This window comes from Thiospirochaeta perfilievii, from assembly GCF_008329945.1.
Taxonomy (GTDB): Bacteria; Spirochaetota; Spirochaetia; order DSM-2461; family DSM-2461; genus Thiospirochaeta; species Thiospirochaeta perfilievii.
Map to the genome: position 1 here is coordinate 2,882,249 of NZ_CP035807.1, position 25,164 is coordinate 2,907,412.

The 25,164-nt window shown below is 30.4% G+C and carries 32 protein-coding genes and 1 pseudogene; 24 read left to right on the forward strand and 9 right to left on the reverse strand.

The features are described 5' to 3' along the window. Positions 1-4: 4 nt before the first annotated feature. The 5 genes from EW093_RS13280 (at position 5) to EW093_RS13300 (ending at position 3,286) form a co-directional block, all read left to right on the forward strand. Entirely contained in the window at positions 5-835 is an 831-nt protein-coding gene (locus tag EW093_RS13280; protein ID WP_149568880.1) for an Rpn family recombination-promoting nuclease/putative transposase, read from the forward strand. Positions 836-1,383: 548 nt separating this feature from the next. Further along, positions 1,384-1,683: a transposase gene (locus tag EW093_RS13285; protein WP_149568881.1), complete on the forward strand. Its 300-nt coding sequence runs from the start codon at positions 1,384-1,386 to the stop codon at positions 1,681-1,683. A gap of 8 nt (positions 1,684-1,691) precedes the next feature. Then, positions 1,692-2,519, forward strand: a complete 828-nt coding sequence (locus EW093_RS13290; RefSeq protein ID WP_149567444.1) for an IS3 family transposase — start codon at positions 1,692-1,694, stop codon at positions 2,517-2,519. A 126-nt stretch (positions 2,520-2,645) separates the two neighbouring features. Further along, on the forward strand, positions 2,646-2,762 hold the full coding sequence (locus tag EW093_RS18135; protein ID WP_425473405.1) for a type II toxin -antitoxin system TacA 1-like antitoxin: 117 nt from the start codon (positions 2,646-2,648) through the stop codon (positions 2,760-2,762). Positions 2,763-2,764: 2 nt separating this feature from the next. Continuing rightward, the gene (locus EW093_RS13300) at positions 2,765-3,286 is read left to right on the forward strand and encodes a GNAT family protein (RefSeq protein ID WP_149568883.1); all 522 of its coding nucleotides are present in this window, start codon (positions 2,765-2,767) and stop codon (positions 3,284-3,286) included. A 466-nt stretch (positions 3,287-3,752) separates the two neighbouring features. On the opposite strand, the gene EW093_RS13305 is transcribed toward EW093_RS13300, so the two are convergent. Together EW093_RS13305 and EW093_RS13310 are read right to left on the reverse strand one after the other, a co-directional pair. After that, the gene (locus EW093_RS13305; RefSeq protein ID WP_149568884.1) at positions 3,753-3,989 is read right to left on the reverse strand and encodes a helix-turn-helix domain-containing protein; all 237 of its coding nucleotides are present in this window, start codon (positions 3,987-3,989) and stop codon (positions 3,753-3,755) included. Then, positions 3,967-5,196 carry a type II toxin-antitoxin system HipA family toxin gene (locus EW093_RS13310; RefSeq protein WP_149568885.1) on the reverse strand — a complete coding sequence of 410 codons (1,230 nt, stop codon included), beginning with the start codon at positions 5,194-5,196 and terminating at the stop codon, positions 3,967-3,969. The genes EW093_RS13305 and EW093_RS13310 overlap by 23 nt, the downstream gene beginning before the upstream one ends. A gap of 205 nt (positions 5,197-5,401) precedes the next feature. Between EW093_RS13310 and mntA the strand changes: the two genes are divergently transcribed. The 6 genes from mntA to EW093_RS13340 all read left to right on the forward strand — a co-directional run bounded on the left by mntA (position 5,402) and on the right by EW093_RS13340 (position 10,237). Continuing rightward, complete coding sequence (gene mntA, locus EW093_RS13315; protein ID WP_187759714.1) at positions 5,402-5,797, forward strand: type VII toxin-antitoxin system MntA family adenylyltransferase antitoxin; 396 nt, start codon at positions 5,402-5,404, stop codon at positions 5,795-5,797. Continuing rightward, positions 5,781-6,203 carry a type VII toxin-antitoxin system HepT family RNase toxin gene (gene hepT / locus EW093_RS13320; RefSeq protein ID WP_149568887.1) on the forward strand — a complete coding sequence of 141 codons (423 nt, stop codon included), beginning with the start codon at positions 5,781-5,783 and terminating at the stop codon, positions 6,201-6,203. The genes mntA and hepT overlap by 17 nt, the downstream gene beginning before the upstream one ends. An 85-nt stretch (positions 6,204-6,288) precedes the next feature. Then, a complete protein-coding gene (locus EW093_RS13325; protein WP_149568888.1) occupies positions 6,289-7,851 on the forward strand; it encodes an ATP-binding protein in 1,563 nt (520 codons plus the stop codon). Beyond that, a complete protein-coding gene (locus EW093_RS13330) occupies positions 7,851-8,327 on the forward strand; it encodes a hypothetical protein (RefSeq protein ID WP_149568889.1) in 477 nt (158 codons plus the stop codon). Before EW093_RS13325 ends, EW093_RS13330 begins: the two co-directional genes overlap by 1 nt. Beyond that, entirely contained in the window at positions 8,324-8,614 is a 291-nt protein-coding gene (locus EW093_RS13335; RefSeq protein ID WP_149568890.1) for a nucleotidyltransferase family protein, read from the forward strand. The genes EW093_RS13330 and EW093_RS13335 overlap by 4 nt, the downstream gene beginning before the upstream one ends. 78 nt (positions 8,615-8,692) lie before the next feature. Further along, on the forward strand, positions 8,693-10,237 hold the full coding sequence (locus tag EW093_RS13340; RefSeq protein WP_149568891.1) for an ATP-binding protein: 1,545 nt from the start codon (positions 8,693-8,695) through the stop codon (positions 10,235-10,237). 128 nt (positions 10,238-10,365) lie between these two features. Here EW093_RS13340 and EW093_RS13345 read toward each other — a convergent pair whose 3' ends face one another. The 5 genes from EW093_RS13345 to EW093_RS13365 form a co-directional block, all read right to left on the reverse strand. Then, the gene (locus EW093_RS13345) at positions 10,366-10,641 is read right to left on the reverse strand and encodes a nucleotidyltransferase domain-containing protein (protein WP_187759902.1); all 276 of its coding nucleotides are present in this window, start codon (positions 10,639-10,641) and stop codon (positions 10,366-10,368) included. A 97-nt stretch (positions 10,642-10,738) separates the two neighbouring features. Next, positions 10,739-12,307 carry an IS66 family transposase gene (gene tnpC / locus EW093_RS13350; RefSeq protein ID WP_149566823.1) on the reverse strand — a complete coding sequence of 523 codons (1,569 nt, stop codon included), beginning with the start codon at positions 12,305-12,307 and terminating at the stop codon, positions 10,739-10,741. A gap of 41 nt (positions 12,308-12,348) precedes the next feature. Further along, complete coding sequence (tnpB, locus tag EW093_RS13355) at positions 12,349-12,696, reverse strand: IS66 family insertion sequence element accessory protein TnpB (protein ID WP_149566822.1); 348 nt, start codon at positions 12,694-12,696, stop codon at positions 12,349-12,351. Further along, the gene (gene tnpA, locus EW093_RS13360) at positions 12,696-13,001 is read right to left on the reverse strand and encodes an IS66 family insertion sequence element accessory protein TnpA (RefSeq protein ID WP_149566821.1); all 306 of its coding nucleotides are present in this window, start codon (positions 12,999-13,001) and stop codon (positions 12,696-12,698) included. Before tnpA ends, tnpB begins: the two co-directional genes overlap by 1 nt. 82 nt (positions 13,002-13,083) lie before the next feature. Further along, complete coding sequence (locus EW093_RS13365) at positions 13,084-13,512, reverse strand: nucleotidyltransferase substrate binding protein (protein ID WP_149568892.1); 429 nt, start codon at positions 13,510-13,512, stop codon at positions 13,084-13,086. A gap of 81 nt (positions 13,513-13,593) precedes the next feature. Between EW093_RS13365 and EW093_RS13370 the strand changes: the two genes are divergently transcribed. The 7 genes from EW093_RS13370 to EW093_RS13395 all read left to right on the forward strand — a co-directional run bounded on the left by EW093_RS13370 (position 13,594) and on the right by EW093_RS13395 (position 18,440). Beyond that, positions 13,594-13,722: a sugar phosphate nucleotidyltransferase gene (locus tag EW093_RS13370; protein WP_149568893.1), complete on the forward strand. Its 129-nt coding sequence runs from the start codon at positions 13,594-13,596 to the stop codon at positions 13,720-13,722. A gap of 266 nt (positions 13,723-13,988) precedes the next feature. Further along, entirely contained in the window at positions 13,989-15,137 is a 1,149-nt protein-coding gene (locus EW093_RS13375; RefSeq protein WP_149568894.1) for an RNA-binding domain-containing protein, read from the forward strand. Between the two features lie 295 nt (positions 15,138-15,432). Beyond that, on the forward strand, positions 15,433-16,998 hold the full coding sequence (locus EW093_RS13380; protein WP_149568895.1) for an ATP-binding protein: 1,566 nt from the start codon (positions 15,433-15,435) through the stop codon (positions 16,996-16,998). A 300-nt stretch (positions 16,999-17,298) separates the two neighbouring features. Beyond that, on the forward strand, positions 17,299-17,466 hold the full coding sequence (locus tag EW093_RS17355; protein WP_187759715.1) for a hypothetical protein: 168 nt from the start codon (positions 17,299-17,301) through the stop codon (positions 17,464-17,466). Positions 17,467-17,518: 52 nt separating this feature from the next. After that, positions 17,519-17,665, forward strand: coding sequence for a sugar nucleotide-binding protein (locus EW093_RS13385; RefSeq protein ID WP_149568896.1), 147 nt, complete (start codon positions 17,519-17,521; stop codon positions 17,663-17,665). Continuing rightward, entirely contained in the window at positions 17,662-17,976 is a 315-nt protein-coding gene (locus EW093_RS13390; RefSeq protein ID WP_149568897.1) for a nucleotidyltransferase domain-containing protein, read from the forward strand. Before EW093_RS13385 ends, EW093_RS13390 begins: the two co-directional genes overlap by 4 nt. After that, positions 17,964-18,440: a hypothetical protein gene (locus EW093_RS13395; protein ID WP_149568898.1), complete on the forward strand. Its 477-nt coding sequence runs from the start codon at positions 17,964-17,966 to the stop codon at positions 18,438-18,440. Before EW093_RS13390 ends, EW093_RS13395 begins: the two co-directional genes overlap by 13 nt. Positions 18,441-18,447: 7 nt before the next feature. On the opposite strand, the gene EW093_RS17705 is transcribed toward EW093_RS13395, so the two are convergent. After that, complete coding sequence (locus EW093_RS17705) at positions 18,448-19,008, reverse strand: YecA family protein (RefSeq protein ID WP_246745037.1); 561 nt, start codon at positions 19,006-19,008, stop codon at positions 18,448-18,450. 684 nt (positions 19,009-19,692) lie between these two features. Between EW093_RS17705 and EW093_RS13405 the strand changes: the two genes are divergently transcribed. The 5 genes and pseudogenes from EW093_RS13405 (at position 19,693) to EW093_RS17870 (ending at position 23,124) form a co-directional block, all read left to right on the forward strand. Then, complete coding sequence (locus tag EW093_RS13405) at positions 19,693-21,105, forward strand: HAMP domain-containing protein (protein WP_149568899.1); 1,413 nt, start codon at positions 19,693-19,695, stop codon at positions 21,103-21,105. Positions 21,106-21,125: 20 nt separating this feature from the next. Further along, entirely contained in the window at positions 21,126-21,794 is a 669-nt protein-coding gene (locus tag EW093_RS13410; protein ID WP_281283528.1) for a methyl-accepting chemotaxis protein, read from the forward strand. A gap of 3 nt (positions 21,795-21,797) precedes the next feature. Further along, complete coding sequence (locus EW093_RS17540; RefSeq protein WP_223111608.1) at positions 21,798-21,896, forward strand: sugar phosphate nucleotidyltransferase; 99 nt, start codon at positions 21,798-21,800, stop codon at positions 21,894-21,896. 94 nt (positions 21,897-21,990) lie between these two features. Further along, positions 21,991-22,527 (forward strand): annotated as a pseudogene (locus EW093_RS17865) (sugar phosphate nucleotidyltransferase); the annotation flags it as partial. An 84-nt stretch (positions 22,528-22,611) separates the two neighbouring features. Next, complete coding sequence (locus EW093_RS17870) at positions 22,612-23,124, forward strand: phosphomannose isomerase type II C-terminal cupin domain (RefSeq protein ID WP_281283529.1); 513 nt, start codon at positions 22,612-22,614, stop codon at positions 23,122-23,124. A 60-nt stretch (positions 23,125-23,184) separates the two neighbouring features. Here EW093_RS17870 and EW093_RS13420 read toward each other — a convergent pair whose 3' ends face one another. Beyond that, the gene (locus EW093_RS13420) at positions 23,185-24,228 is read right to left on the reverse strand and encodes an MraY family glycosyltransferase (RefSeq protein WP_149568901.1); all 1,044 of its coding nucleotides are present in this window, start codon (positions 24,226-24,228) and stop codon (positions 23,185-23,187) included. 144 nt (positions 24,229-24,372) lie between these two features. On the opposite strand from EW093_RS13420, the gene EW093_RS13425 reads away from it, so the two are divergent. After that, the gene (locus EW093_RS13425) at positions 24,373-25,125 is read left to right on the forward strand and encodes a DUF6675 family protein (protein ID WP_149568902.1); all 753 of its coding nucleotides are present in this window, start codon (positions 24,373-24,375) and stop codon (positions 25,123-25,125) included. Positions 25,126-25,164: the final 39 nt, after the last annotated feature.

A 25,164-nucleotide genomic window follows, 5' to 3' on the forward strand; every position in this document is an offset into this window, starting at 1 on the left:
AAAAATATTTGGAGATGAGAATAAAACTGAGATTTTAATATCTTTATTAAATTCCATTTTAGATTTTAAAGATGGTAAGGAGATAGTATCTGTTAGCCTAGCTAACCCTTATCAGGTTCCTAAGATAGAAGAATTGAAACAAACCATTTTAGATGTAAAAGCAGTAAACAGGGATGGGGAACATTTTATAGTAGAAATGCAGAATAAGGATTTAGGGGATTTTGCTAAAAGAAGTTTGTATTATACCTCTAAGGCCTATGTAGGGCAGATTAATAAAGGGAAAGATTATAGTACCTTACAAAAGGTCTACTTTATTGGAATCCTTAATTTTAATATGTTCTCTGGGGATAATTATACTTCAAGACATTTAATTCTAAATAAAGAAACCTTGGTTCAGGAGATTGCAGATTTTGAGTTTGCATTTATAGAGCTTACAAAATTTAATAAGGAATTAAGTGACTGTAAAACTATTCTAGATAAATGGTTATTTTTTATTAAGAACGCTGGTTCTCTGGACATTATCCCACCTGAATTTAATGAAAATAGGGAACTATTAGAAGCCTTTGAGATTGCTAAACAAAGCGCCTGGAATAAAAAAGAACTGGAAGTATACGATTATATAGCCCTAAAGGAAATGGACGAAAGAAACATGATTACTACGGCAGAAAAAAAAGGTGAAATTAGAGGTGAAATTAGAGGTGAAATTAGAGGTGAAAAAAAGGGAATTACAAAAGTTGCTAAAAACATGATAGCTAAGGGACATTCCGTTGAGGACATAAGTGATTTAACAGGCTTATCCCTAGAAGAGATTAAAAATATAGAGACTGATGACTAGAATCTTTTCTATAAATTCTTCGGGATTTTTAATATATATAAATTTTGTATTTTACAATTGATAACTACCGCGAAAGGAATTGTAAGGGTGGCCAAGCCAAACAACGATAGTTGTTCGAAGCGAAGCGTAGCCGAGCAGTAAGCTTTGCTTACGACCTCTTTCGTTATATATAATCCTTGCAATTTCATTTCTTGATATTTGAACTTAACGTATGAGTAAATAAATTTGTTTTTTTGGGACTTTAGTTATATTTTCTACAAATTGAAGCTATGTAGATAATAGGTTATTATTAAATTAACCTTTAGAGGGTTTATGAAGTTTGCTAATCCTAAAAATCCTATGATATGCATGTGTACATTGTCCGTACATGATGGTATTATCAATTAAGAGGTTTATATGAATTTAAAGACAACTAGAATTGAATTTAGAACTGATCTTGATTCCAAGAATCTAATAGAAAAAGCAGTATAACGGTCTAACTTTTTTAAACAGCATATTCTAAAAATTAAATTCACTCCTGTATATATAAATGTATAATAGGAGATAATATGGGTAGAAGAAAAAAGCATGATAGTGCATTTAAGTTAAAAGTAGCCTTAGAAGCTATCAAAGAAGAAATTACAGTAAGTGAAATAGCTAGTAATTATGAAATTCATCCTCAGCAAGTTAGGCAATGGAAGAGGGAATTCTTACAGAATGCAGAATCAGTTTTTCAAAAAGATGATGTAGATAAGAAGAAAGTAGAAGAATTAGAAACTGAAAAGGAAGACCTCCAGAGTTTAATAGGACAACAAACTATAGAGATCAATTTCTTAAAAAAAAACTTGAAAAAGTTGAACATCGATTGAAGGTGCCTATGGTCTCTAAAGATGAAAAATTATCACTTTCAAAACAGTGTGATCTACTTAATATTAATCGCTCAAGGATATACTATACCCCTAGAACGAAGTCCAAAGAAGATCTTATGATAATGCGTCTTATTGATGCTTTATATCAAGAGAATCCTTGTATGGGTAGTAGAAGAATGAGTAAAGAAATCTCTAAGACTCATGGTATAAAACTAGGTAGACTTAGAGCTCGTAGGTTGATGAGAGAAATGTGTATAAGTGCTATATATCCCAAGAAAAACCTTTCAGTACCTGATTCAGAGCACAAAATCTATCCATATCTGCTTAGAAATTTACGGATAGAGAGACCTAATCATGTATGGTCTACAGATATTACATATATTCCGCTTTCAGGTGGTTTTGTATACCTTACGGCTGTTATTGACTGGTATAGTAGAAAGGTTCTGACATGGAAACTATCAAATACAATGGATGTTGGCTTTTGTAAATCTGTAGTAGTTGAAGCTATAGCTAAATATGGTACTCCTGAAATATTTAACACAGATCAAGGGTCTCAATATACAAGCAAAGAATTTACAGATCTACTTAAAGATCATGAAATTAAAATCAGTATGGATGGTAAAGGTAGAGCTCTAGATAATGTATTTGTTGAAAGGTTATGGAGATCAGTTAAACAGGAAGATGTATATCTTAAGGATTATAGAGATATTAGAGATGCAAAAAGGCATCTAACTAATTATTTTGAGTACTATAATAATAGACGAAGACATCAATCTTTAGATGATGAATTCCCTGAAGATATATATTATGGTAAGGTTAAATTAATAGCAGCTTAATGGCGGGTGTGAATTTAATTATGCTATATGCCTGTTTGATTAATTAGACCACTATACAGCGATAATCAAAGGACAAACATTAACGTCTTATATCTTAAATAAAATTATAGAATCTGCCAAAAAGATATTGAAGAGGTTGAATCCCTACACGCATCAGATAGTGATAGGGATTTATTTTATTCTCTACTAACAGATCCACCCACCCCTAATGATAATCTTAAAAATCTATTTCGGTTAAAATAAGAATGACCTTAAATATTAAGATTATTCCAATTTCTAAAAAATTAGAATTAAAACAATTTGATTGTGGAATAAATGAATTAAATGTTTATCTTAGTCAATATTCCATAGCAAATGATAAAAAAAATATAGGTAAAACCTTTGTTGCTGTAGGAGAAGAACATAATTTCCCTTTGGGGTATTACACAGTTAGCATGGTTCAAGTATATTTTCATGAACTAACAGACGACATTAAAAAAAGTTTACCTAAATATCCAATCCCTTCAATGAGAATTGGGAAATTAGCAGTTTCTAAGGGAGTACAAGGAAAAAGAATAGGAGCATATTTACTTAGAGACTCATTTCTTAGAGCCATAAGAATATCGGAAGATGTGGCATTAAAATTCATTGTAGTAGATGCATTAAATGAGAAATCTAAAGAATTTTACATAAGATATGGTTTTATACCTTTAAAGGATAATCCTTTAAAACTAGTAATATCACTAGATACAATAAAAATGGCTTTTTTATCCTTTCATAATCTTTAGATTTTTACTTTGTTTCATGCAACTTCTGACAAATTGATGCTATGTAGATAATAGGTTATTATTAAATTAACCTTTGGAGGGTGTTATGAGAATTGCAAATCCTATATACGATGTTGTTTTTAAATATTTAATGGAAGATATAGATTTAGTTTGTTGCTTTAAATTATAAAAGTTAATAGTAAAAGAGATATTATGTTTCATTCAAAAGTTATTGGGGACTTAAATAGAAATTGCTAGCCTATTCTCCAATTACCTATAAAGTAAAAAGTCTTTAAGTAACACAAGGTAAGAATTTAAGCCTACAATACCACAATAAAACTAGGAACACTGAACCACTGAAGACACCCACACTTCTGTGACTAAACAAATACAATTATGCATTATAATTATGGAACTTTTGTTCCATATTCTATCAATATTTAAGGGAGTTTTAGGACTCTCTTTTTTATTTTATAACTAATGTGATTTATATTTCATCTAATGTAGGTAGTCCAAAGCCCTCTTTGTTTTTAAACTCTATCTCTAATCCTAGGTTATCTAGTATTAGATCGAGGGTTTTAACTGAAATACTTACAACTAGACCCCGTTCTAATCTGCCTAAAGTTACTCTACTTATTCCAGACTTATCCGCTAACTCTTGTTGGGTTAAACCGTTATCTACCCTAAGGGTTTTAATATTTTTACCAATTTCGAATAATTTCATCTGGCATCTCCTTAATAGTCTCTAAAGTGAGTGATGTTTTAAATGAGTCGATCATTCTGTATCCTATAGTTTCAAAAGTTGGATTGTTTTTTATATATTCTTCGATCTCGGTGACAGTCTCTTTTAATATATGTAAGCAATTGTTGTAGATCTTATCTGCATCATTTTTTGTTAAATAACAACTCTGCATTGCAAATTTTATTAAATCTTTTTTACCAGACCATAGTTTATTTCCAAATAGTGTTAAGGCTGGTCTATCTTTAAATATATACGCTGTTGTATTAACAATATCATAAGCTGGTGCAAGTTCAATTACTGTAAAATCGGTGTTATAAACAATTCCAAAGTTCTTTAGGTGTGCATCACCATTTTTAAGTAGATAGTTCATAACTATAATTTTAAATAGATCCCTCATAGAACTGTTTTTATTAGTTGTTACACTATATACAACCTTTGCCACCTGCTCGTAACTACCTGAATATTTTCCATCACTATTTTTACCTAATAATCCAAGGATCTCCTCAAAACCTAAAAAAGTATTATTCTCAAAGTCGTAGTTAAAACGCTCAACAAGTAAAAAGTTTTTATTATAGGATAGTATTATGTTTGGAATTTTTACACCTGTTTTCTCTACGGCTTTTAGACAAAAGTACTCATTTTCTGCTAAGTTTGGAAACTCCTCTCCCCAGGTTTTTACAATATACTCTTTTGTTGTAAAACTTGTTTTATTGTTTAATAGGGCTAATGTTTTAGGCTGAACACCAGATATGGCATTTAGCTTTAAAAAAGTGTTTAAAAGCATGGAAAATGTATCTTTTGTATCATTATGTATTACATCTTCTATATCTATCCCATTTATCTCTGATCTATTTAAACTACTTATATAACCAATTCTACCATCAATATTAGGGCCTAAGTATGTTAGTACTAAAAAGTCATTTATATAGCCATGCTCTTTACTAAGTCTATTTTTGAATAATTCATATAAAAAGCCCTCTGGCATATTCATTTCAAAAATTGGGTGTAATCTATTTTTCCTAAAATAAGTGTTTTTTCTATAAGGCATAATTAGGGATATAGGAGCTATATTACTAGTATAGTTAAAGCCATATGTGCTATCTAAACTATTAAAAAATAGTTCACCAACTTTTTCTTTATTAACCGTTATATCTATATTTTTAGATTCATCCATAAGTAAATGTATCATATAGGTATCATTTGTTTCAATATATTATTAAATGTAAACTATAGTTATCTAAATTAATGTTAGCAGGGATTAAGGAAGTTTTATATTTTTATGATAATAGTGTTGTAGTTAAACTACCGGTAAAAAGATCGACTTATACTAAACCAGATTAGAGGGGTATTTTGCCTCTCTTTTTTTTTATCCATTTAAAATGTATAATTATTTTATGAGCATATATGAGCAGGTTGTTTCGAATATTACTAATTATGTAAAAAATGATAGTAGAATTATCTCTGTTTATCTTTTAGGTAGTTATGCTAAAGGAACATTTACAAGTAAAAGTGATATTGATATTGGTATTATATTCCATAATGAACACCTAATTACTAGTTTAGATATATCTTCAATAGCAACAGATCTTACTTACGAAATAGGTATAACAGTAGATGTAGGAGTTATATCATCAAAAAACTTAGTCTATGCTTCAGAAGTTATATATACAGGGAAACTACTATATTGTAGCAATAAAGATTTAGATAATTTAAAAAAAGCAAATTTACTAGGAATGTATCATAGGTTTAACGATGACAGAAAGGAGATTTTAAATGCCTATAGAACTTGATAATGTTGTTTATAATAAAGCATCTATTATAGAAAGATCATTAAACCGTGTTAGGGAAGAGTATTTAAAAGACACTGAACTTAAAAATTATACATTTATTGATGCTATGGTATTAAATATTGAAAGAGCTTGTCAGGCAGCAATTGACTTGTCAAATCATATTGTTGCTAAAATGCATTTAGGGATCCCCCAAAACAGTGCTGATTCATTTAAACTATTAAGTAAAAACAGTATTATAACTGAAGTTATTGCAAAAGAGATGGTAGGTATGACAGGCTTTAGAAATATTGCAATACATGAGTATCAAGAGCTTAATATGTCAATTTTAAAAATAGTAGCTGAAACTAAATATAAATCTCTTATAGATTTCTGCAGCCAATTAGGTATTAAAATTATTGTTGGATAAATTTAGTTACAGACTCCTTTCTTTAATCTTTTAGGTTATGTTACCCTCTCTTTTTTTTTGTCCATTTAAAGTGTATAATTATTTTATGAAAAAGCTGCCAATTGGGATACAGACATTTAGAAAGATAAGGGAAGATAACTTTTACTACGTTGATAAAACCAGGTTTATTAAAGAGCTGGTGGATAATGGTGGAGGATATTACTTTTTATCTCGACCTCGTCGATTTGGTAAAAGCCTTTTTTTAGATACTATTGCATCTGCTTTTAAGGGAGAGAAGGAACTTTTTAAAGGTTTGTTTCTTTATGATAATTGGGATTGGGAAAATCCTGATCTATCTGGAGTACCGGTAATTAAAATTAGTTTTGGATCGGGTGTTAATAGATCGGTAGATGAGTTACAACAATCTTTTTCTTATGTGCTCAATAATATTAGTGGTGAATACAGTATTGAATCAGAGTATTCTGACCTAAAAAACAAATTTTCTGACTTAATTAAAAAAATATACGAGAAGTATAATAAACAAGTTGTTGTTCTTGTTGATGAGTATGATAAACCAATATTAGATTCTATAACAAATAAAGAGTTAGCAACAGAGCTTAGAGAGGAGTTAAAAAACTACTACTCTGTAATTAAGGATTGTGATAGGTATATAAAGCTATGTTTTATAACTGGCGTTAGTAAATTCTCTAAAGCAACGTGCACACGTCTGGGTTTCAGTGGGTTAAACAACTTAAATGATATCACGATAAGACCTGATTATGGTGATATTTGTGGATACACAGAGAATGAGCTATACGCTGTTTTTAAAGATAGAATAAAGGATTTTGATAAAGAGCAAGTAAAGTTATGGTATAATGGATACTCTTTTACTGGTGAATCAGTTTATAATCCATTTGATATACTTCTTTTGTTTGATAATAAAGAGTTTAGAAACTACTGGTTCGAGACAGGAACACCTACATTTTTAATTAAATTACTAGAAAAAAATAGCTATTTTATACCAGAAATTGAGTGTAAAGTTGCAACTGAGAGATTAATAGGAAACTTCGATATTGATGATATTAATGTTGAGACTTTGCTGTTCCAAACAGGATATTTAACAATTAAAAATAAGATGCACAAAGGCAATAGAATTGTTTATACCTTGGACTATCCTAATATTGAGGTAAAAATGAGTCTAACCGATTCTATTTTATCCTATCTATCTAATAATAATATTGAGAATCAACAGAATAACCTTTACGACTCTCTATTAGATGGTAAAGTGGATATGCTTGAACCTGTTTTTCATAGTTTCTTTGCTTCCATACCAAATGACTGGTATAGAAAAAACTCTATGGGTAACTACGAGGGCTACTATGCATCAATTTTTTACTGCTATTTTACAGCTTTAGGTTTAGATGTAATTGCAGAAGATGTTACTAATTTGGGAAGAATCGATTTAACAGTTAAAATTGAAAATATTATATATATTATCGAGTTTAAAGTAGTAGAGATTGTCACAGATGGTAACCCGGCAATAGAGCAGATTAAAAACCGTAAGTATTACGAGAAGTATACTTCATCCTGTGCTGATATCTACCTACTTGGGGTAGAGTTTAGTAAAACCGATAGAAACATAACCCGGTACCAGTGGGAGAAATTGTAATGAAGAAACAGAATGCAATATTATTGGCAAGGTTAAATAAACTTGGTAGTCAGTTAAGTGCTTTAATTGAGTATAAAAATGAGATAGATAAAATATTGTTAGTTAAAAATATTTTTGATATTGAAGTTTTTCAAACACTAAACATAATGGAAAAAGCATTATTAGATGCATACCTAAAAAGGTTTAGTTCTATTCAGGATTTTTTAGGAGCAAAAATTTTTCCATTACTATTAGAAGTTTCAGGTATTGGAACCAGTAAAATGAGTGAAGTTTTAAATTATATTGCTAAAGAAGAAATTATAGATTCATTAGAAAACTGGATTGAAATGAGAGAAACAAGAAATGATTTGGAACACGACTATCCTGATAATATTGAATCAGCTTTAAATGATCTAAAAAAATGCCTTGATTTGTTTTCTTCATTAAAAAACTACACTGATAATTCAATTAGTTTTGCTAAAGGATATTTAGAATGAGATTATCTCCTCGGTTACAAAAACTTTTTGTTAGCACAAGTAGAAATCTGTTTGGTGAATCAAATATCTACCTCTTTGGAAGCCGTACTGATGATAGTAAAAAAGGTGGCGATTTTGATATTGCAATAGAGTATCCTGAATCGGCTGATGAATTTAAGAAATTAAAAATAAAATTTATTACATCAATTATACAACAGGGGTATGATATTAAAATTGACCTTGTTCAGCTTGATTCTTCTAATAGTTTAATAAACTCCGAAATTAGAGAAACTGGTATTTTGTTATAACGAAGATATGTATGGTAAATTTAGTAGATAATATTAAAACTCTTGGTTTAAAAGATAATTAAAGGGTATAATTAACCTATGAAAAAGCTACCAATTGGAATACAAACATTTAGTAAAATTAGAGAAGATGATTTTTACTATGTGGATAAAACACCATTTATAAATAAACTTACCAATACAGGTGGGGGGTATTACTTCTTATCTAGGCCAAGACGTTTTGGTAAGAGTCTGTTTTTAGATACAATTGAGTCAGCTTTTAAGTGTGAAAAAGAGTTGTTTAATGGGCTTTTTTTATATGATAACTGGGATTGGAATAGTCCTCACCCAGTAATTAAAATAAGCTTTGGTTCTGGTGTTTCCAAATCTGTTGTTGATCTTAAAAGAATATTTAGTTATAGTCTGGATCAAATTGAAGAGTATTACAGCATTGATGAAGTGTATACAGATTTAAGGGATAGATTTTCTAATCTAATTAAAAAGTTGTCTGTAAAATATAACTCCCAAGTTATTGTTCTTATCGATGAATACGATAAACCTATTTTAGATAATATTACTGATTCAAAGCTTGCAATAGAACTAAGGGACGAATTAAAAAACTACTACTCTGTAATTAAAGATTCTGACAGATTTATTAAACTCTGCTTTATAACAGGCGTAAGTAAATTCTCCAAGGTTAATCTTTTTAGTGGGTTAAACAATTTAAATGATATAACCATAAGAGCGGATTATGGAGATATTTGTGGGTATACCCAGAGTGAGTTAGATTGTGTTTTTAAAGATAGAATCTGCGATTTTGACTCTACTATGGTTAAGAGTTGGTACAACGGTTATAGCTTTACTGGGGAGTCTGTATATAATCCCTTTGATATTTTATTACTATTTGATAATAAAGAGTTTAAAAATTACTGGTTTGAAACAGGAACACCTAGATTTTTAATAGATTTAATAGAAAAAAATGATTATTTTATTCCAAATATTGAAAATATAGAGTTATCAAGTAATTTAATTGGGGATTTCGATGTTGATAAAATTAATCTTGAAACTTTACTTTTTCAAACTGGATACCTTACAATTGATAAAGTAAATAAATTAGGTAACAATATTTTATACGCTCTAAAGTATCCAAATATTGAAGTTAAAATGAGTTTAACAGAGTATATCTTGGACTCATTAGTTCAAAAAAATATACCAAAAACTAAAAATAATATCGCTCTATATAGAGCAATGCAAAATGGAGAATTAGATAAGCTTGAATCAGTTTTTCACTCATTTTTTGCTTCTATTCCAAACGATTGGTATAGAAAAAACAGTATGGGAAACTACGAGGGCTATTATGCATCAATATTCTATTGTTACTTTACTGCCCTAGGGTTAGATGTTGTAGCAGAGGATGTTACAAATGTAGGAAGGATAGATCTAACTGTAAAAATTGAAGATAAAATCTATATAATGGAGTTTAAAGTCGTTGAGATTGTAACAGATGGGAACCCAGCAATAGAGCAGATAAAAAGCCGTAAATACTACGAAAAATATATAGGTTCTGGAAGTGATATTTATATCCTTGGTGTCGAGTTTAGTAAAACCGACAGGAATATAACCCGGTACCAGTGGGAGAAAAAATAACAGAGTAAACAAGATGTTACTGGTTTAGTTGATATCTCTATAGCTTTAAATGAGCTATCGGAGCTAGGGGGTGTAAATTTTGATAATATGAAAAAGATGGAGAGTGAAGTTAATAGGTTTAAAACAAACTAAATTGTGGAATAGGTGAGTAGGTTAATTCCAACCCTTTTTATATGCTGTTTTAGGTTTTCATTCTCAATATTACAGTATAATGATAGGTCTATTTTATATGGTAACATTAAATCCTCTAGGTTTTCTTCTATTTTGTATAGAGTTTTAATGCTGATATCCTTCCCTGTTATTGTTAAGTCTATATCCGATCCATTTTTGTAACTACCCTTAGCTCTAGAGCCGTATAGAACGACACTATCTATATTTTTATATTTTTTAAATACAGTAATTATTTGATCTAATGTTTGTTGTTTTAATCGTAACCGTCAAATCTATAGGCAGTAACAACTGATATTTAAATATTTAATATTTTAAAAAGGGAATAGCTCTCTAAGAAGGTAACATAATTTTATTAACTTCTATTGGATCACATTTCCATGGAGCTAATTCTTCTAATGAGGAGCCTTCTGGTAATAATGGAGCCTTATCATATAACCATTTTAAATATGCGTATGGATTTAAATCATTTAATTTTGCCGTTTCAATTAAAGAGTAGAAAAAACATAATGCATCCGCACCTTCAGGACTACCCGAAAATAAAAAATTTTTACGACCCATAACAAGTGGTTTTACCACTCTCTCCGCAGCGTTATTATCTGGAGTAAGCTCTGCACAATCAAGGTAATTTATCATTTTATCCCATTGGCCTAATGTATATTTTACAGCTTTCCCCAATTTACTTTCTGGTCTAATATTTATAGCCTTTTTATCAAGCCAGTCTTTTAGGTTATCAAGTAATGGTGTCGCTAACTTCTTTCTTTCTGCTACAAATTCTTCCGGTTTGAGGTTCTTATCTCTAAGTTGTTTTTCTACAACATATATCTTTTGAATTTTATTAATTACAACATTAGACTTATTTAGTTGCTTAGAAGCTTTATAGGCATCGTAAAGCTCTCTCCGACAATGTGCTAAACATGTTACATGTGTTATTTTGTCACTATTTTTAAAAACGGCATTGTAACCTGGGAAACCATCTGACTGACAAAACCCAGAAAAGCCTTCAGTAAAATCTTTAATATATTTTGAACTTCGAGATCTATTATATTCATAGAGAGCTATACTTGAGTCTTTAGGCCCACCACAGGTGACCCATATGTAAGAGTTACTAGAATCTAATTTACCAACTTCCCCATGAACTTTGAGGACTGTTTCATCCATTTGAAGATATGTACCAGTCTTTATGTGATCTTTCATAATATCATTAAGACCTTTTAATTTTCTATAAGCTTTTATAGTCCAGTTTGACATATTCTGTCTGCTTATCGGAATCCCATACCTCTCAAATCTTTTCTCTTGCCGATAAAATGGCAGGTAATCACAAAATTTATTTGTATGGATGTAAGCAAGAAGACCACCAGTCACTATACTTCCTGAAATCAATGATGGTGGTGCAGGAGCAACTCTAAAAGTTGGTTTATCTTCATCTCCTGAACCTTCACAATTCCTGCAGGCATATTTTGGTCTTATATGTTGTTCTACATAAGACTTTTCAGGAATAATCTGTACCCTTTCTGTTACTACTTCATCAATTTTAACCATCTGACATCCACAAGCACACTGTTTATCATCTTCTGATATATCGTGAATGATTTGTTTTCTAGGTAGGGATGGATCTATAGGTTTTCGACCTTTCTTTTTTCTATTATATGCTGGAATAGATATAACTTCAGGTTCATCCTCTTCTTCTATATCCAAGGCGGTTTGCTCAAACTCATCAAATAATTCAGATTGTAAAGGTGTAACCTTTTCACTAGATTTTCCAAATCTCTTTACTCTTTCGAGACGCAACTCTTCTTCTAGTATTTTAACCCTATTTTCAAGAGATTTATTTGAGTTTTCAAGAGACTCAATATATGTAGATATTTCTTCAGGGATTACCTGTTTTTTTATTCCGCCCATCGAGTAAATACTACAATTTTATAAAAGATTATAAAACCCTTTTAATTCATCTCTTTAAAATATATTTCTTTATGGGCTTTCCAAAAATCTATACCAGACAATAGAAGTTTTAATTGTTCTAAAGTTATCTCTTCTGCATCATCTGCCGTTTGTGGCCATGGGAACTTATCTTTCTCGAGTTTCTTTTGCCACATTGCAAAACCATTTTTATCCCAGTATATACATTTCAAGTTTTTTCTGTTTTTGCTACAAAACAAAAATAAACTTCCAGAACCAGAATCTAATTTCATTTCACTTTCAGCTAAAACTGATAACCCATTAATCTGAGATCTCATATCTGTTGATCCAGGGCGAACGAAGATTGATATTTTAGTTAGGTCTAAAAACATCAGTTAACTTCCATTAGTACAGCGATTATTTTACTAATTTTATCTGAATTTATAACTCCACAGATCTCAATCTTTGTATCATTAACAATAATTTTAATATCATGAGTTTTCTTAGAATTACTCGTTTTAGGTTTTATCTTAACCAAATTTGATTTTTCAGTATTTATAGAGAACATTTTAACCCAATAAATAAAAGTTGATGCTTTTAGGTTATTTTCTCTACTAAAAGCTGCAACTGACTGGCCTGATTTATTGAACTCTGATACTAATAATTTCCACTCTTCGTGGCTCTTTCGACTTTTCATATTATCCCTCGGACTTAAGGGTGTAATATTTTATTTATTTTTTTAAGGGCATACTAAATTGACGGTTACTTTTAATCCAAACTTATTCATTATTATCTTCTGTATCTTTAAGTTGTGTCATTTTTAAATTTAATTGGTTATACTCTTTAATGTAATCACCAACAATCAGTTTTATTATCTCTTTTGCTGTACTTTTATTATAAGAATGGGAAGTTCTATTTCTACTTTTTATCATACTCATCCATACTTCACCATTTGTTATTAACCCGTATTTAAAAGCCTCTTTAGTAGCATCCCTTGAACCGTATATCGATAAATTTCCTCTGTATTCAAGAAAATCTTTAAGTAGATTCCAGGCAAGTTCATGGTTATATTCAAAAGATTGAATTAAACCTTGTTCCTCAAGGTCCGAAAGTTCCCTTGTATTATATAATTGGGTTGCACTGTTAAGTTGTTTAAGTGCTCTTTTAAAGTTATCGAATCTCTGAATCCACCTAATATCATTTATCATATTTTGATAATATCATTTATCATATTTATGTATCAATGCATTATACTAGAAGGCAATAACTTTATATGATATATTTTAACTATGAAAAATTTAATACTTTGTGGTGTTATAGGCAGTAGGTTATGGCCTTTAAGTAGGACCTTGATGCCAAAACAGTTCTATCCACTAATTACTGGGAAATCTCTTTTTGAAGATACAGCCCTTGTTTAGCTACAAATAGTTCCCAATATAATAACTGGAATAGATCTTCTAATGATAAGTAAATAATTTCACTTTCACTTCTGTGATTAAACAAATACAATTATTTTTTATAAGGGACTTAACCCTGCAATTAGGGGCTGTACATGGTGGGTTCATCAGATGTATGCACATTGCTGTTCGGTTTTGAATCCAAATCTAAGCTTACTGTTTTTCTATTTATAATTCAGAATTAATTTGCTCTCTTTTTTTTATTTACTAAATGTATATAATAAATTATGGATTTAGACTCGTTTAATCAGATTATTAACCAAGGTGAAAATATTTCAGTAGAGTTTAAAAGTTCTGAAGTAAGAAAAGAATCTCTTGCAAAAGAGATATGCTCTTTTTCTAATACGTCCGGAGGGGTTATACTTTTAGGTGTATCTGATAATGGTGAAATAAAAGGTCTTAATCAGAATTTTAATTATGAAGAGTGGGCTATGAATATTGGCCGAGACCATGTTGTTCCTAGTGTAACTCCTATATATTCTCAGATTGAAATTAATAGTTTACAAGTTGGTATTTTAGAAATTCCAAAGGGTTCGAATAAGCCTTATCAGACTATTGGTAATAAATTCTTATTAAGGGTCGGATCTACTAATAGGGTTGCAACTCAAGCTGAGCTTATGAGGTTGTTTCAGCAATCAGGAATGTTCCATTACGATTTATTACCTGTAGAAAATACAACAATTAATAGTTTAAACAGCTCTTATCTGTCCGATTATTTCACAAAGTATAATATTGATTACACAGATGAGTCAGATGATGAGAGAAAAAAATTACTTATTAATACCGATGTTTTAGCAGAAGATGGTAGTTGTACTGTTGCAGGGTTGTTACTTTTTGGTTTAAAACCCCAGAAATATCTTTATAATGCTTCAATTTCTATTGCAAGATTCAAGGGTAATTTAGTTGGCGATGAATTACTTGATAAACAGGTTATAGAAGGTACTCTCTCTAATCAGATAGATATATCTACATCGATTATAAAAAATTATATTCCTGTTGCAAGTAGAATTGAGGGAAATAAGAGGATCGATATAACTGATACTTATAGTGAAAGAACTATTCGGGAAGTTTTGGTTAATGCTGTTGTCCATAGAAATTATTCAATATCTGGCTCTAGAATACGTATTTTTATATTCGATAATAGGGTTGAATGTATAAGTCCAGGTAGACTACCTAACACCATTACTACAGAGAAAATAAGATATGGTGTATCCTATGCTGTTAATCCAGTACTTGTTAAGTTTATGGAAAACTTAAGGTATATAGATAAGCTAGGAAGAGGTATACCTATGGTCTGCTCCGATGCAAATAAAATTGGTAAAAAAGTAGAGTTTCTGGAAATTGGGGAAGATTTCAAAGTAGTTTTGTGGTTATAATTGTTCTTTAAAATTCTGTTATTAACCTAACTATTGCCAATTGTTATAAATTGGGGGTTTAGGGTTTATAGTTTTTTTTTACAGTATTTTGGGCAGAGGATAAGCATTCTTTGTAGTAAATTTCAACTTTATTCTTACTTATATCCATAACTATTATCTTCTTTATTAATAAATAGTTCACCTACTAAAGAGTTTTCAATTGATACTTGAATATTATCTTTCATCTTTAAATGATAAAACTGGTTATCATAGATGTAATCACTTTTTTTGCCCAATTAATGTATATAATTAACCTATGAAAAAGCTACCAATTGGAATACAGACATTTAAGGATATTATAGATGGAAATTATTACTATGTTGATAAAACTCCATTTATTGATAAGTTAATGCAGGGATCAAAGTACTATTTTTTATCTAGGCCAAGACGTTTTGGTAAGAGTCTGTTTTTAGATACAATTGAGTCAGCTTTTAAGTGTGAAAAAGAGTTGTTTAATGGGCTTTTTTTATATGATAACTGGGATTGGAATAGTCCTCACCCAGTAATTAAAATAAGCTTTGGTTCTGGTGTTTCCAAATCTGTTGTTGATCTTAAAAGAATATTTAGTTATAGTCTGGATCAAATTGAAGAGTATTACAGCATTGATGAAGTGTATACAGATTTAAGGGATAGATTTTCTAATCTAATTAAAAAGTTGTCTGTAAAATATAACTCCCAAGTTATTGTACTTATCGATGAATACGATAAACCGATATTAGATTCTATTACAAATAAGGAACTTGCAACAGAACTAAGGGACGAATTAAAAAACTACTACTCTGTAATTAAAGATTGTGACAGATTTATTAAACTCTGCTTTATAACAGGTGTAAGTAAATTCTCTAAAGCAACGTGCACACGTCTGGGATTTAGTGGGTTAAACAATTTAAATGATATTACCATAGATTCCAATTACGAAGATATTTGTGGTTATACCCAGAGTGAGTTAGATTGTGTTTTTAAAGATAGAATCTGCGATTTTGACTCTACTATGGTTAAGAGTTGGTACAACGGTTATAGCTTTACTGGCAACGTGGATACACCTACTGTATATAATCCCTTTGATATTTTATTACTATTTGATAAAAAAGAGTTTAGAAACTACTGGTTTGAAACAGGAACACCTAGACTTTTAATAGATTTAATAGAAAAAAATGATTATTTTATTCCAAATATTGAAAATATAGAGTTATCAAGTAATTTAATTGGGGATTTCGATGTTGATAAAATTAATCTTGAAACTTTACTTTTTCAAACTGGATACCTTACAATTGATAAAGTAAATAAATTAGGTAACAATATTTTATACGCTCTAAAGTATCCAAATATTGAAGTTAAAATGAGTTTAACAGAGTATATCTTGGACTCATTAGTTCAAAAAAATATACCAAAAACTAAAAATAATATCGCTCTATATAGAGCAATGCAAAATGGAGAATTAGATAAGCTTGAATCAGTTTTTCACTCATTTTTTGCTTCTATTCCAAACGATTGGTACAGAAAAAACAGTATGGGAAACTACGAGGGCTATTATGCATCAATATTCTATTGTTACTTTACAGCCCTAGGGTTAGATGTTGTAGCAGAAGATGTAACAAATGTAGGTAGGATAGATCTAACTGTAAAAATTGAAGATAAAATTTATATTATGGAGTTTAAAGTAGTTGAGATTGTAACAGATGGAAACCCGGCAATAGATCAGATAAAAAGCCGTAAATACTACGAAAAATATATAGGTTCTTGCAGTGATATTTATATCCTTGGTGTCGAGTTTAGTAAAACCGACAGGAATATAACCCGGTACCAGTGGGAGAAGGTCTAAAAAACAATTATGGAATTATAGTTACATATTCTATCAACTTTTAAGAGAGTTCTATGACTCTTTTTTTTATTTTATAACTTGTGTTATTGTATAATAATTAATATTTTTAGGTTATGCCTGGTTAGATACAGGAATCCACGATTAATTACTAGAAGCTACCAAATGGTCTTAAAAGGGTTTATCTTTTTTTTGATGAAATTCATTTAGGTCAATTATTTGAATAATGATAAGTAATATTATCTGTAATATTGGATATTCAACCTCTTAGTTTTACAAATAGTTAAAGTGTATAATTAACCTATGAAAAAGCTACCAATTGAAATATTAACATTTAGTAAAATTAAAGAAGATGATTATTACTATGTTGGAAATTGTAATATACTTTCCATAGGAGCCGTACACGAGCCCCGTATGTACGGTTCTGCAAGAGGGATGAAGCGAGAAATAAAGCCGCGTTATACTACTTAATTATTTTATAACTAATGTGTTATTATATAGCTATGAAAGGAATAATTTTATTGTGGATGATCAAAAATCATTGGCTAAAAGGTCGGCTTATACTAAACTGGATAGTAATAAAGTAGAGGCTGTCATTGGTAAAGAAATACCTAGTTGGCAGAGTGGAATAGATAGATTTTTAAAGGAGTATCTTAATTTAAGATTATGAGATTAACAAATTCTGAATTAGATATTATTATCAAAGTTTTAACAAAATATTTTGGAGAAGATTCTATTATAACACTATTTGGTTCAAGGGTAGACGATAGTAGTAAAGGTGGAGATATAGACCTTCTAATTGAACATAATGAAAATGAAAAAGAGCAGTTAAAATTGAAACTTATGGCTATATCTGAAATGCAAATAAAACTTGGCGATAGAAAAATTGATTTAATTACACATAGTAATTCAGATGTTAATGATACTAGGGCTATATTTTCTGAGGCCAAAAAGACAGGGATAATTTTATGGAAAAAATAGACAGCGCTGAAATTACTATTCAATCTTCAATACAAGAGTGTGATAGTCATGTAAACAGAATTAGAAAAGTACTTAACAATATTAATATTCATAAGCCAGTATTAGAGAAAGAAATTAAAAATGATGAAAATGATATTGTAGCTAAAATAGATCAGTTAATTTATCGGTTTACTAAACTACAAGACTCCATGGGTACTAGGCTATATCCTTCTCTATATACAATACTTGAAGGAAATAATAAAATTATACCATTTTTAGACATTTTAAATAGGTTAGAAAAATTAGGTGTAATAACATCAGTTAGTGATTGGCAGTTTTTTAGAAACCTTAGGAATAACCTTGCTCATGACTATCCTGACAGTTTAGGTAAAACAGTAGAAACAATAAATTTACTTATTTCTGAGATAGAAAAATTGATAGATATGTTTAATCATGCTAAAAATTATTATATAGAAAGGTCATAAAACTTATTTAGCCACAGCACCTTTTATATTTTTTCCCACTACCACAGATACAGGGATCATTTCTTCCTATCTTTTTATATTGATTAAACTGTTGTAAATTAAGACCTGTATTTTCATTTAAGTATTTTTTATAGATTTTTCTAAGAATTTCATGTCTTTTTTTGACATTTAAATTAATATCTGGATATTTCTTTAGTAATTCATTCATAATTCCGTCTATTGAAACTTCATTTGCCCATGTTCCTTTAGAATAATTATATAATATTTCAGAATAGCCCTTTTTTTCTTCAACCTTTTTATCATGAACTTCAAATACAACAAAAAAGACATCTTTACATTTACAGCTAGAGTTAAGGCAATAATAATCTACCAATAAGTATGTTTTGTCATTGTATTCAAAAATAAACTGATTACTATAGGGAAATAAATCTCGATAAATGACCATTGTTCCATTTTCTTCAATTCCAAATTCTAATGATGAAAAGTCATATTCAAGATCATGCAAGTTTTGAGTATCTTTGAATATTTTAGTTTTGAAGTTCTGAAATAAACGGATATATAATCCCACTCATCATCCTTTAAATTTGAAATGAATGACTTTACAAAGTTTTTAGTAATCTGGTTTTCACCTATATCTTTATGTTGCAATAGTTCTTTTTTTGTTATATCGAGATAAAAGGTATATTGATAGGAGCCTTTACTAAAATCTTCCATATCACTTATCTGAAATAGTACATTTGTGCATCTGCACATGGGATTTTGACATAGAATGGACATATTTACATAATATTTTTCTCCTTTGTGTTCTCCCTTTTCAAAATTAAACTCCATTTTGTTACTAATTGTTTTCATGTTTTTTATACCTCATAATTCTTATCGTTTTCTATGAATTTATTAAGTTAGACTTAGGCAGTGTTGTTTTATTAATATAGTTATAGCACTAATTTATCTTAAAATTCATATTTAGTATTAATCTGTTATAGATATTATCCCAGAGTTAGTAGGTCAATTCAAACTCTTTTTATGTGTTGGATTATATCCTTAAACAGGTCTATCCAGTTGTTGTCAGCAAAGTCAAGATTTAACATCACATTATAGTAACAGAGAAGGGAGAGGTTTATTCAATAAAAATCAATAATCTGATGGATTAAAATCGCGTTTCATAATGAATTGCTGAACTAATATCATTTTTCATAATAACATTTATGCTATTTTTGTATCAATGCACTATAATTAATTAGAGGTTAAAATTATGAGCAAAAAAAGTAGTTTTAAAAGAAAGATTTTAGTAATGTCTGGTCTAATATTAGCAGTATCTTTAACTGCTGTTACCTTTATTAATAGTAGTATTGCCAAAGCTAGTATTACAAACAGGTTATTAAACTTTGAAATACCCGCAATAACTAATAATATTATTGCCCTGGTACAAAAGGATATTACCTCTGTATCTATTGGGTTATCAGTAATTGCTGAAGACCCTAATATACAACAGTGGATAATAGATGGAGAACCAGAGGATCTAATTCCCTATATAAATAAAAGGTTAACCTTAACTGCTAATAGGTTTAATACTATGGGGTGTAACCTTGTTGTATGGGGTAGTAAAAACTACTACGAATACGTTAATAATTCTTATAATATAAGAAAGGTTCTACCAGAGGATACCTGGCTTGCAGAGTTTAATAATAGTGGTGTAGAAGTTGGTGTAAACGCCTATACAAACTATCCTCCCTTTGGGGATGTAGCCTTTATGAATGTTAGAATAGATAATAATGGGGATTTTTTAGGGGTTATGTCTGTTGCTATAAATTTAAAGGATTTTGTTCAAAGTGTTAATAATACTACTATTGGAGATTTAGGACAAAATATTATGGTTGATTCTAGTGGGGTAATTAGGATACATCCCAATAGGGAGTACATTAGTAATAAAAATATAAAGGATGAACAGGGATACATAGACCAGTTTAATAATATTAATAATAGGGGTAGTTACAGTTTTAGCTATCTAGATAATACAGGGGATACCCGCTATGTAAATAGTGTATATTTACCCCAACTAGATTGGTACTTAATTACAGAGGCTAGTGGAAATGAGATTTTTAAGGATATTAATGATGCTATAGTAAAAACTATAATAATATCCATAATTCTACTACTTGTTGGTTATGGAATACTATATATAATTACAACTGTAGTCTCTAAAAGCCTTGGAAAACTAACAGTAGCTGTAGATGATATCTCCGAAGGGGAGGGGGATTTAACTAAAGTTATATCTGTTAACTCTAGGGACGAAGCTGGAATATTAGGGGCCTCCCTTAATCTATTTATTTCTAAACTTAAAGACCTGGTTACAAATATTAAAAGTGTTACAACTAGTAGTAAGGAGCTAGGGGAGGTTTTAGCTACCAATGCCGAGGAGATATCATCTACAGTTGTAGAGATAGCATCTACTATGAACTCTATAAACAGTAAAACAGATATTTTAACTAGCCAGATTGATAATTCCCACAAGTCTGTACTAAAAATACGGGGACAAATTGTAAATTTAAATGAGAATATAGAGAGGGAAGGCCAGTATATATCCGAGTCTTCTGCTGCAATTGAACAGATGGTAGCATCTGTTAAAATGTTTCTAAAATATCCGAAAGTAAAAAAGAGGCCATAGAGGAGTTAACTAAAATATCTATTTCCGGGGAAGAGGATATGGAAGCTACCGTAGACTCTATACAATCTATTTCTAGCTCTATAAACTCCCTGTTTGATATGATAGGTGTAATTAATAGTGTATCGGAACAGATAAATATACTATCTATGAATGCGGCAATAGAAGCAGCCCATGCCGGGGATGCAGGTAAGGGTTTTGCTGTAGTAGCAGACGAGATTAGAAAGTTAGCCGAGGCTACATCGAATAATACAAAGGTTATGTCCGACTCTATTAATAAAATAATTAGTGAGGTTCGGGGTGCCGAGGATCTATCAACTAAAACAGGTGTAACTATAAAAACTATAATGGGGGAGATTAAAGATGTATCTGGTAGTTTAACCGAGATTGTTTTATCTTTAACCGAGATATCCCAGGGGACAAACCAGATTACAACCTCCCTAAGTGGTTTAGTTGATATTTCTAACCAGGTAAAGTACTCATCGGAGAATATTGATGACTCCTCGGTACAAATTGAAGAGGCTTTTAGTAAGGTTACAGACCTATCCCTACAAAATAGAAATGGGATAGAGGAGATAAGCCACGGGTTAGATGATATATCTACTGCATTAAATGAGCTATCCGAATTAGGTGGTGTTAATTCGGATAATATGATTAAAATGGAAAAAGAGGTAAATAGGTTTAAAACATAGCAGATGAAAAATTTAATACTTTGTGGTGGAATTGGTAGTAGGTTATGGCCTCTAAGTAGAACTCTAATGCCAAAACAGTTCCCAATATATGTTGGCTACTGACCAACTTTTAAAACATGGGTTAAAAGAGAGTGGTGGGGTTATTGTATGAACCTAAAGGTTTTCTGATCGAAAACTTTAGTGTGGTAGAAATACGGCTCCTGCAATAGCCCTATCTTGTATGGGGTTAGATAGGGACGAGTTAGTACTTGCTACACCCTCCGACCAGTTAATAAGTAATAAAAAAGCCTACAAAGCTGCTTTAAATAGGGCGGTGGAGTTAGCAGAACTTGGTAATTTAGTTACCTTTGGAATTAAACCAACATTTCCCGAAACTGGATTTGGATATATTGAAGCAGATGGCGAAGATGTAGTCTCATTTAAAGAGAAACCTGTCTATTCTGTAGCAAAAGAGTATTTTGAATCCGGGAGCTACTATTGGAATAGTGGAATGTTCTGCTTTAAAGCTGGAGTTTTTTTAGATGAGTTAAAAAAACACTCCCCTAGGGTTTATGATAGATGTTTTACTGTTTTTAATGAGTGTAGTGGTAGTTTAATTAAACCAACCTATGAGTCTATGATGAGTATTCCATCCATTAGTATCGATTACGCAGTAATGGAGAAGAGCTCTATTGTAAAGGTAGTTCCTGGGGATATTGGTTGGTCTGATTTAGGTTCTTTTGATTCAGTATATAACAAAATGTATAACCCAGCTAAAGAGAACGCTATATTAGGTAGTACCGAACCTATACTTATAAATAGTACAGAAAACCTAATAATGGGAGTTGGCGGCACAATTTTTACTAATCGTAAAATTGTCTGTGTAGATGTTTCTGACCTTCTTATTATTGATACAGTAGACGCCCTACTAATTTCTAAAAAGGGTAGCAGCCAAAGGGTTAAAGAGGTTGTTAATATACTGGAAAAGGATAACTCTACTCTATTAGACGAGCCTACTACAGTTAAAAAGCCATGGGGTAGTTACACTGTGTTACAGGACCTTCCATCCTATAAAGTAAAACAACTGGAGATAACACCAGGAAAAAGAATTAGTCTGCAATATCACCATAAAAGAGAGGAGCATTTAGTAGTTGTTCAAGGTCTGGCAAAAATTGAGATAGATGGCATTATTAAAACATATAGTAGAAATGAAACAGCCTTTATTCCAACTAAGGCTAGGCATAGGATAGAAAATATAGGGCAACTTCCATTAATAATTATAGAGACCCAGATAGGTAGCTATTTTGGTGAAGATGATATTATTAGAATAGAGGATGACTGGAATAGATAATAGGGTATAGGCAGGCCAAAAACCTGCTTATACCACTTTAGAACTATATGTAAACTAAATTTATCTTTTAATAACTCCAGCCTTTTTTCTTCTATGTAAAAAACCAAAGAGAATTAAATGTATTATTAAGTTTAGAACTAAACCAATCTCTGTTAATATGTTTGTATTAAAGATAAACAGGGAGGCTAGTGTTCCAGATAATATACATATAGAGTAGATAACAAGAAGTATCTGTTTAGTTCCTAAACTTGTAAAATCTATAAATTTATGGTGAATATGCCCTCTATCAGGGTGGAAAAATGATATTTTTAATTTAGTTCTTCTAATCATAGCCGAGAATACATCGAATATTGGGATTAATAATACAGCTATACCAACAAGTAGAACCCTTCCTTTAACATCTGTATCCTGGAATAATAGAGGGGCTGCAGCTAAAAAGAAACCAATTGTAAGTGATCCACTATCCCCCATAAATATTTTAGCAGGAGGCAGGTTGTAGTTTAAAAAACCAATTAAGCTACCGGCTAATATAAAGCAGATAACTGTTATATTAGTTTGTCCTAATAATAGGGCTACTATTCCTATAGTTATAGATGCAATTACACTAACACCACCAGCTTGCCCATCCATTCCATCTAGTAAATTTAGTGCATTTGTAACACCAATTACCCATATAAAAGTTATAGGATATTTTAAAATTCCAAAATCCAAATTATACCCAATAAAAGGTATATATATATGGGAAAGGGTAAAACCACCAACTATTAGGGTTAAAGATGCAGCTATTTGGGTTAGAAGTTTTACATAGGCCCTAACTGGTTTAACATCATCTACTATTCCACTAATAAAAATTATAGATATTGCTATATAAAAGGAGATAGAAACACTACTTTTTATTAAAATATACATAGTAATAGCGGAGATAACAGTTGCAAGAAAAATACCTATACCACCTAAACGGGGGATATTTCCCACATGGGTTTTCCTGTGATCAGTTACATCAAAAAGGTTCTTTTTGTGGGCAACTGCAATTATAATTGGTGTAAAAATTAAATTTAGTACTAGGGGTAATAAAATACTTAGAGTTAAATATAGAAAGTTCATGATTTTCCTTTTTTTAATATATTTAATATAAAATAATTTTACTTTTTTAATTCCGTAAGTGCAAGGTAATTTAAAAAATATATTATCTAAAACACCTATCTATGATATTAATTAGTAACCGTTTAATAGTAAAAAGGAGCTGTTTTGAGAAGTTTAATATTAAGTTTAATTGTGTTTTGTATAAGTTTTAATCTATTTTCTGTGGATTTAACCAGTAGTGATATTAGCCGTATAGAGTCTGGAAGTTATGCATTAAGGGAGAGAAGTAATTTAAATAGTTTAGAATTACTACCAGAGAGTGATCTAAAAAAAGATTTTATAGAGAACCTTAAACAATACAACCCGGAAATATGTATGGAGATGTTATATATAATAGACAAAAGCAGTGTAGAAAATAGCGATACAGTATCCCTTCTAAATAGTTTAATAGCTTTTTCTGACCAGGTTGGAGTTGAGTACTTCTCTAATAGAAGACAAGCTATGCACCCACTTATAGATGAGTCATATTTTGTAGCAAAGGATGGGAAAACCCCGGTGGCCGACCCTGTTTTTTCTACGGTTGGTCAGATAAAAAATAGAGTTTATTACCAAAAAGATACCACTTTTGATGGAAACTATTATAACCTGCAAACAAAGATTACCCAAAATACTGTATGGTTACAGACTGAGAATTTAGAAAAACTTAAAGTTTACAAAATATTTAAGGCCCTAGATAAGGGTGGGGTTAGAACAAATATTTTAGTTACAACTAATAACGATAAACTATATTTATATATTTTAGCTGCAATAAAAGAGGAACCTAAGCTAAAAAAAATATTGACCTACGAAGTGAATATTCCCTACTCCTTTGAGAGAAGAATGAATTCCATTGCCTTATGGTATTTAGATAGATTATAAAGTATAGATTATTTTATTTAAAAAATGTTATTTTATAGA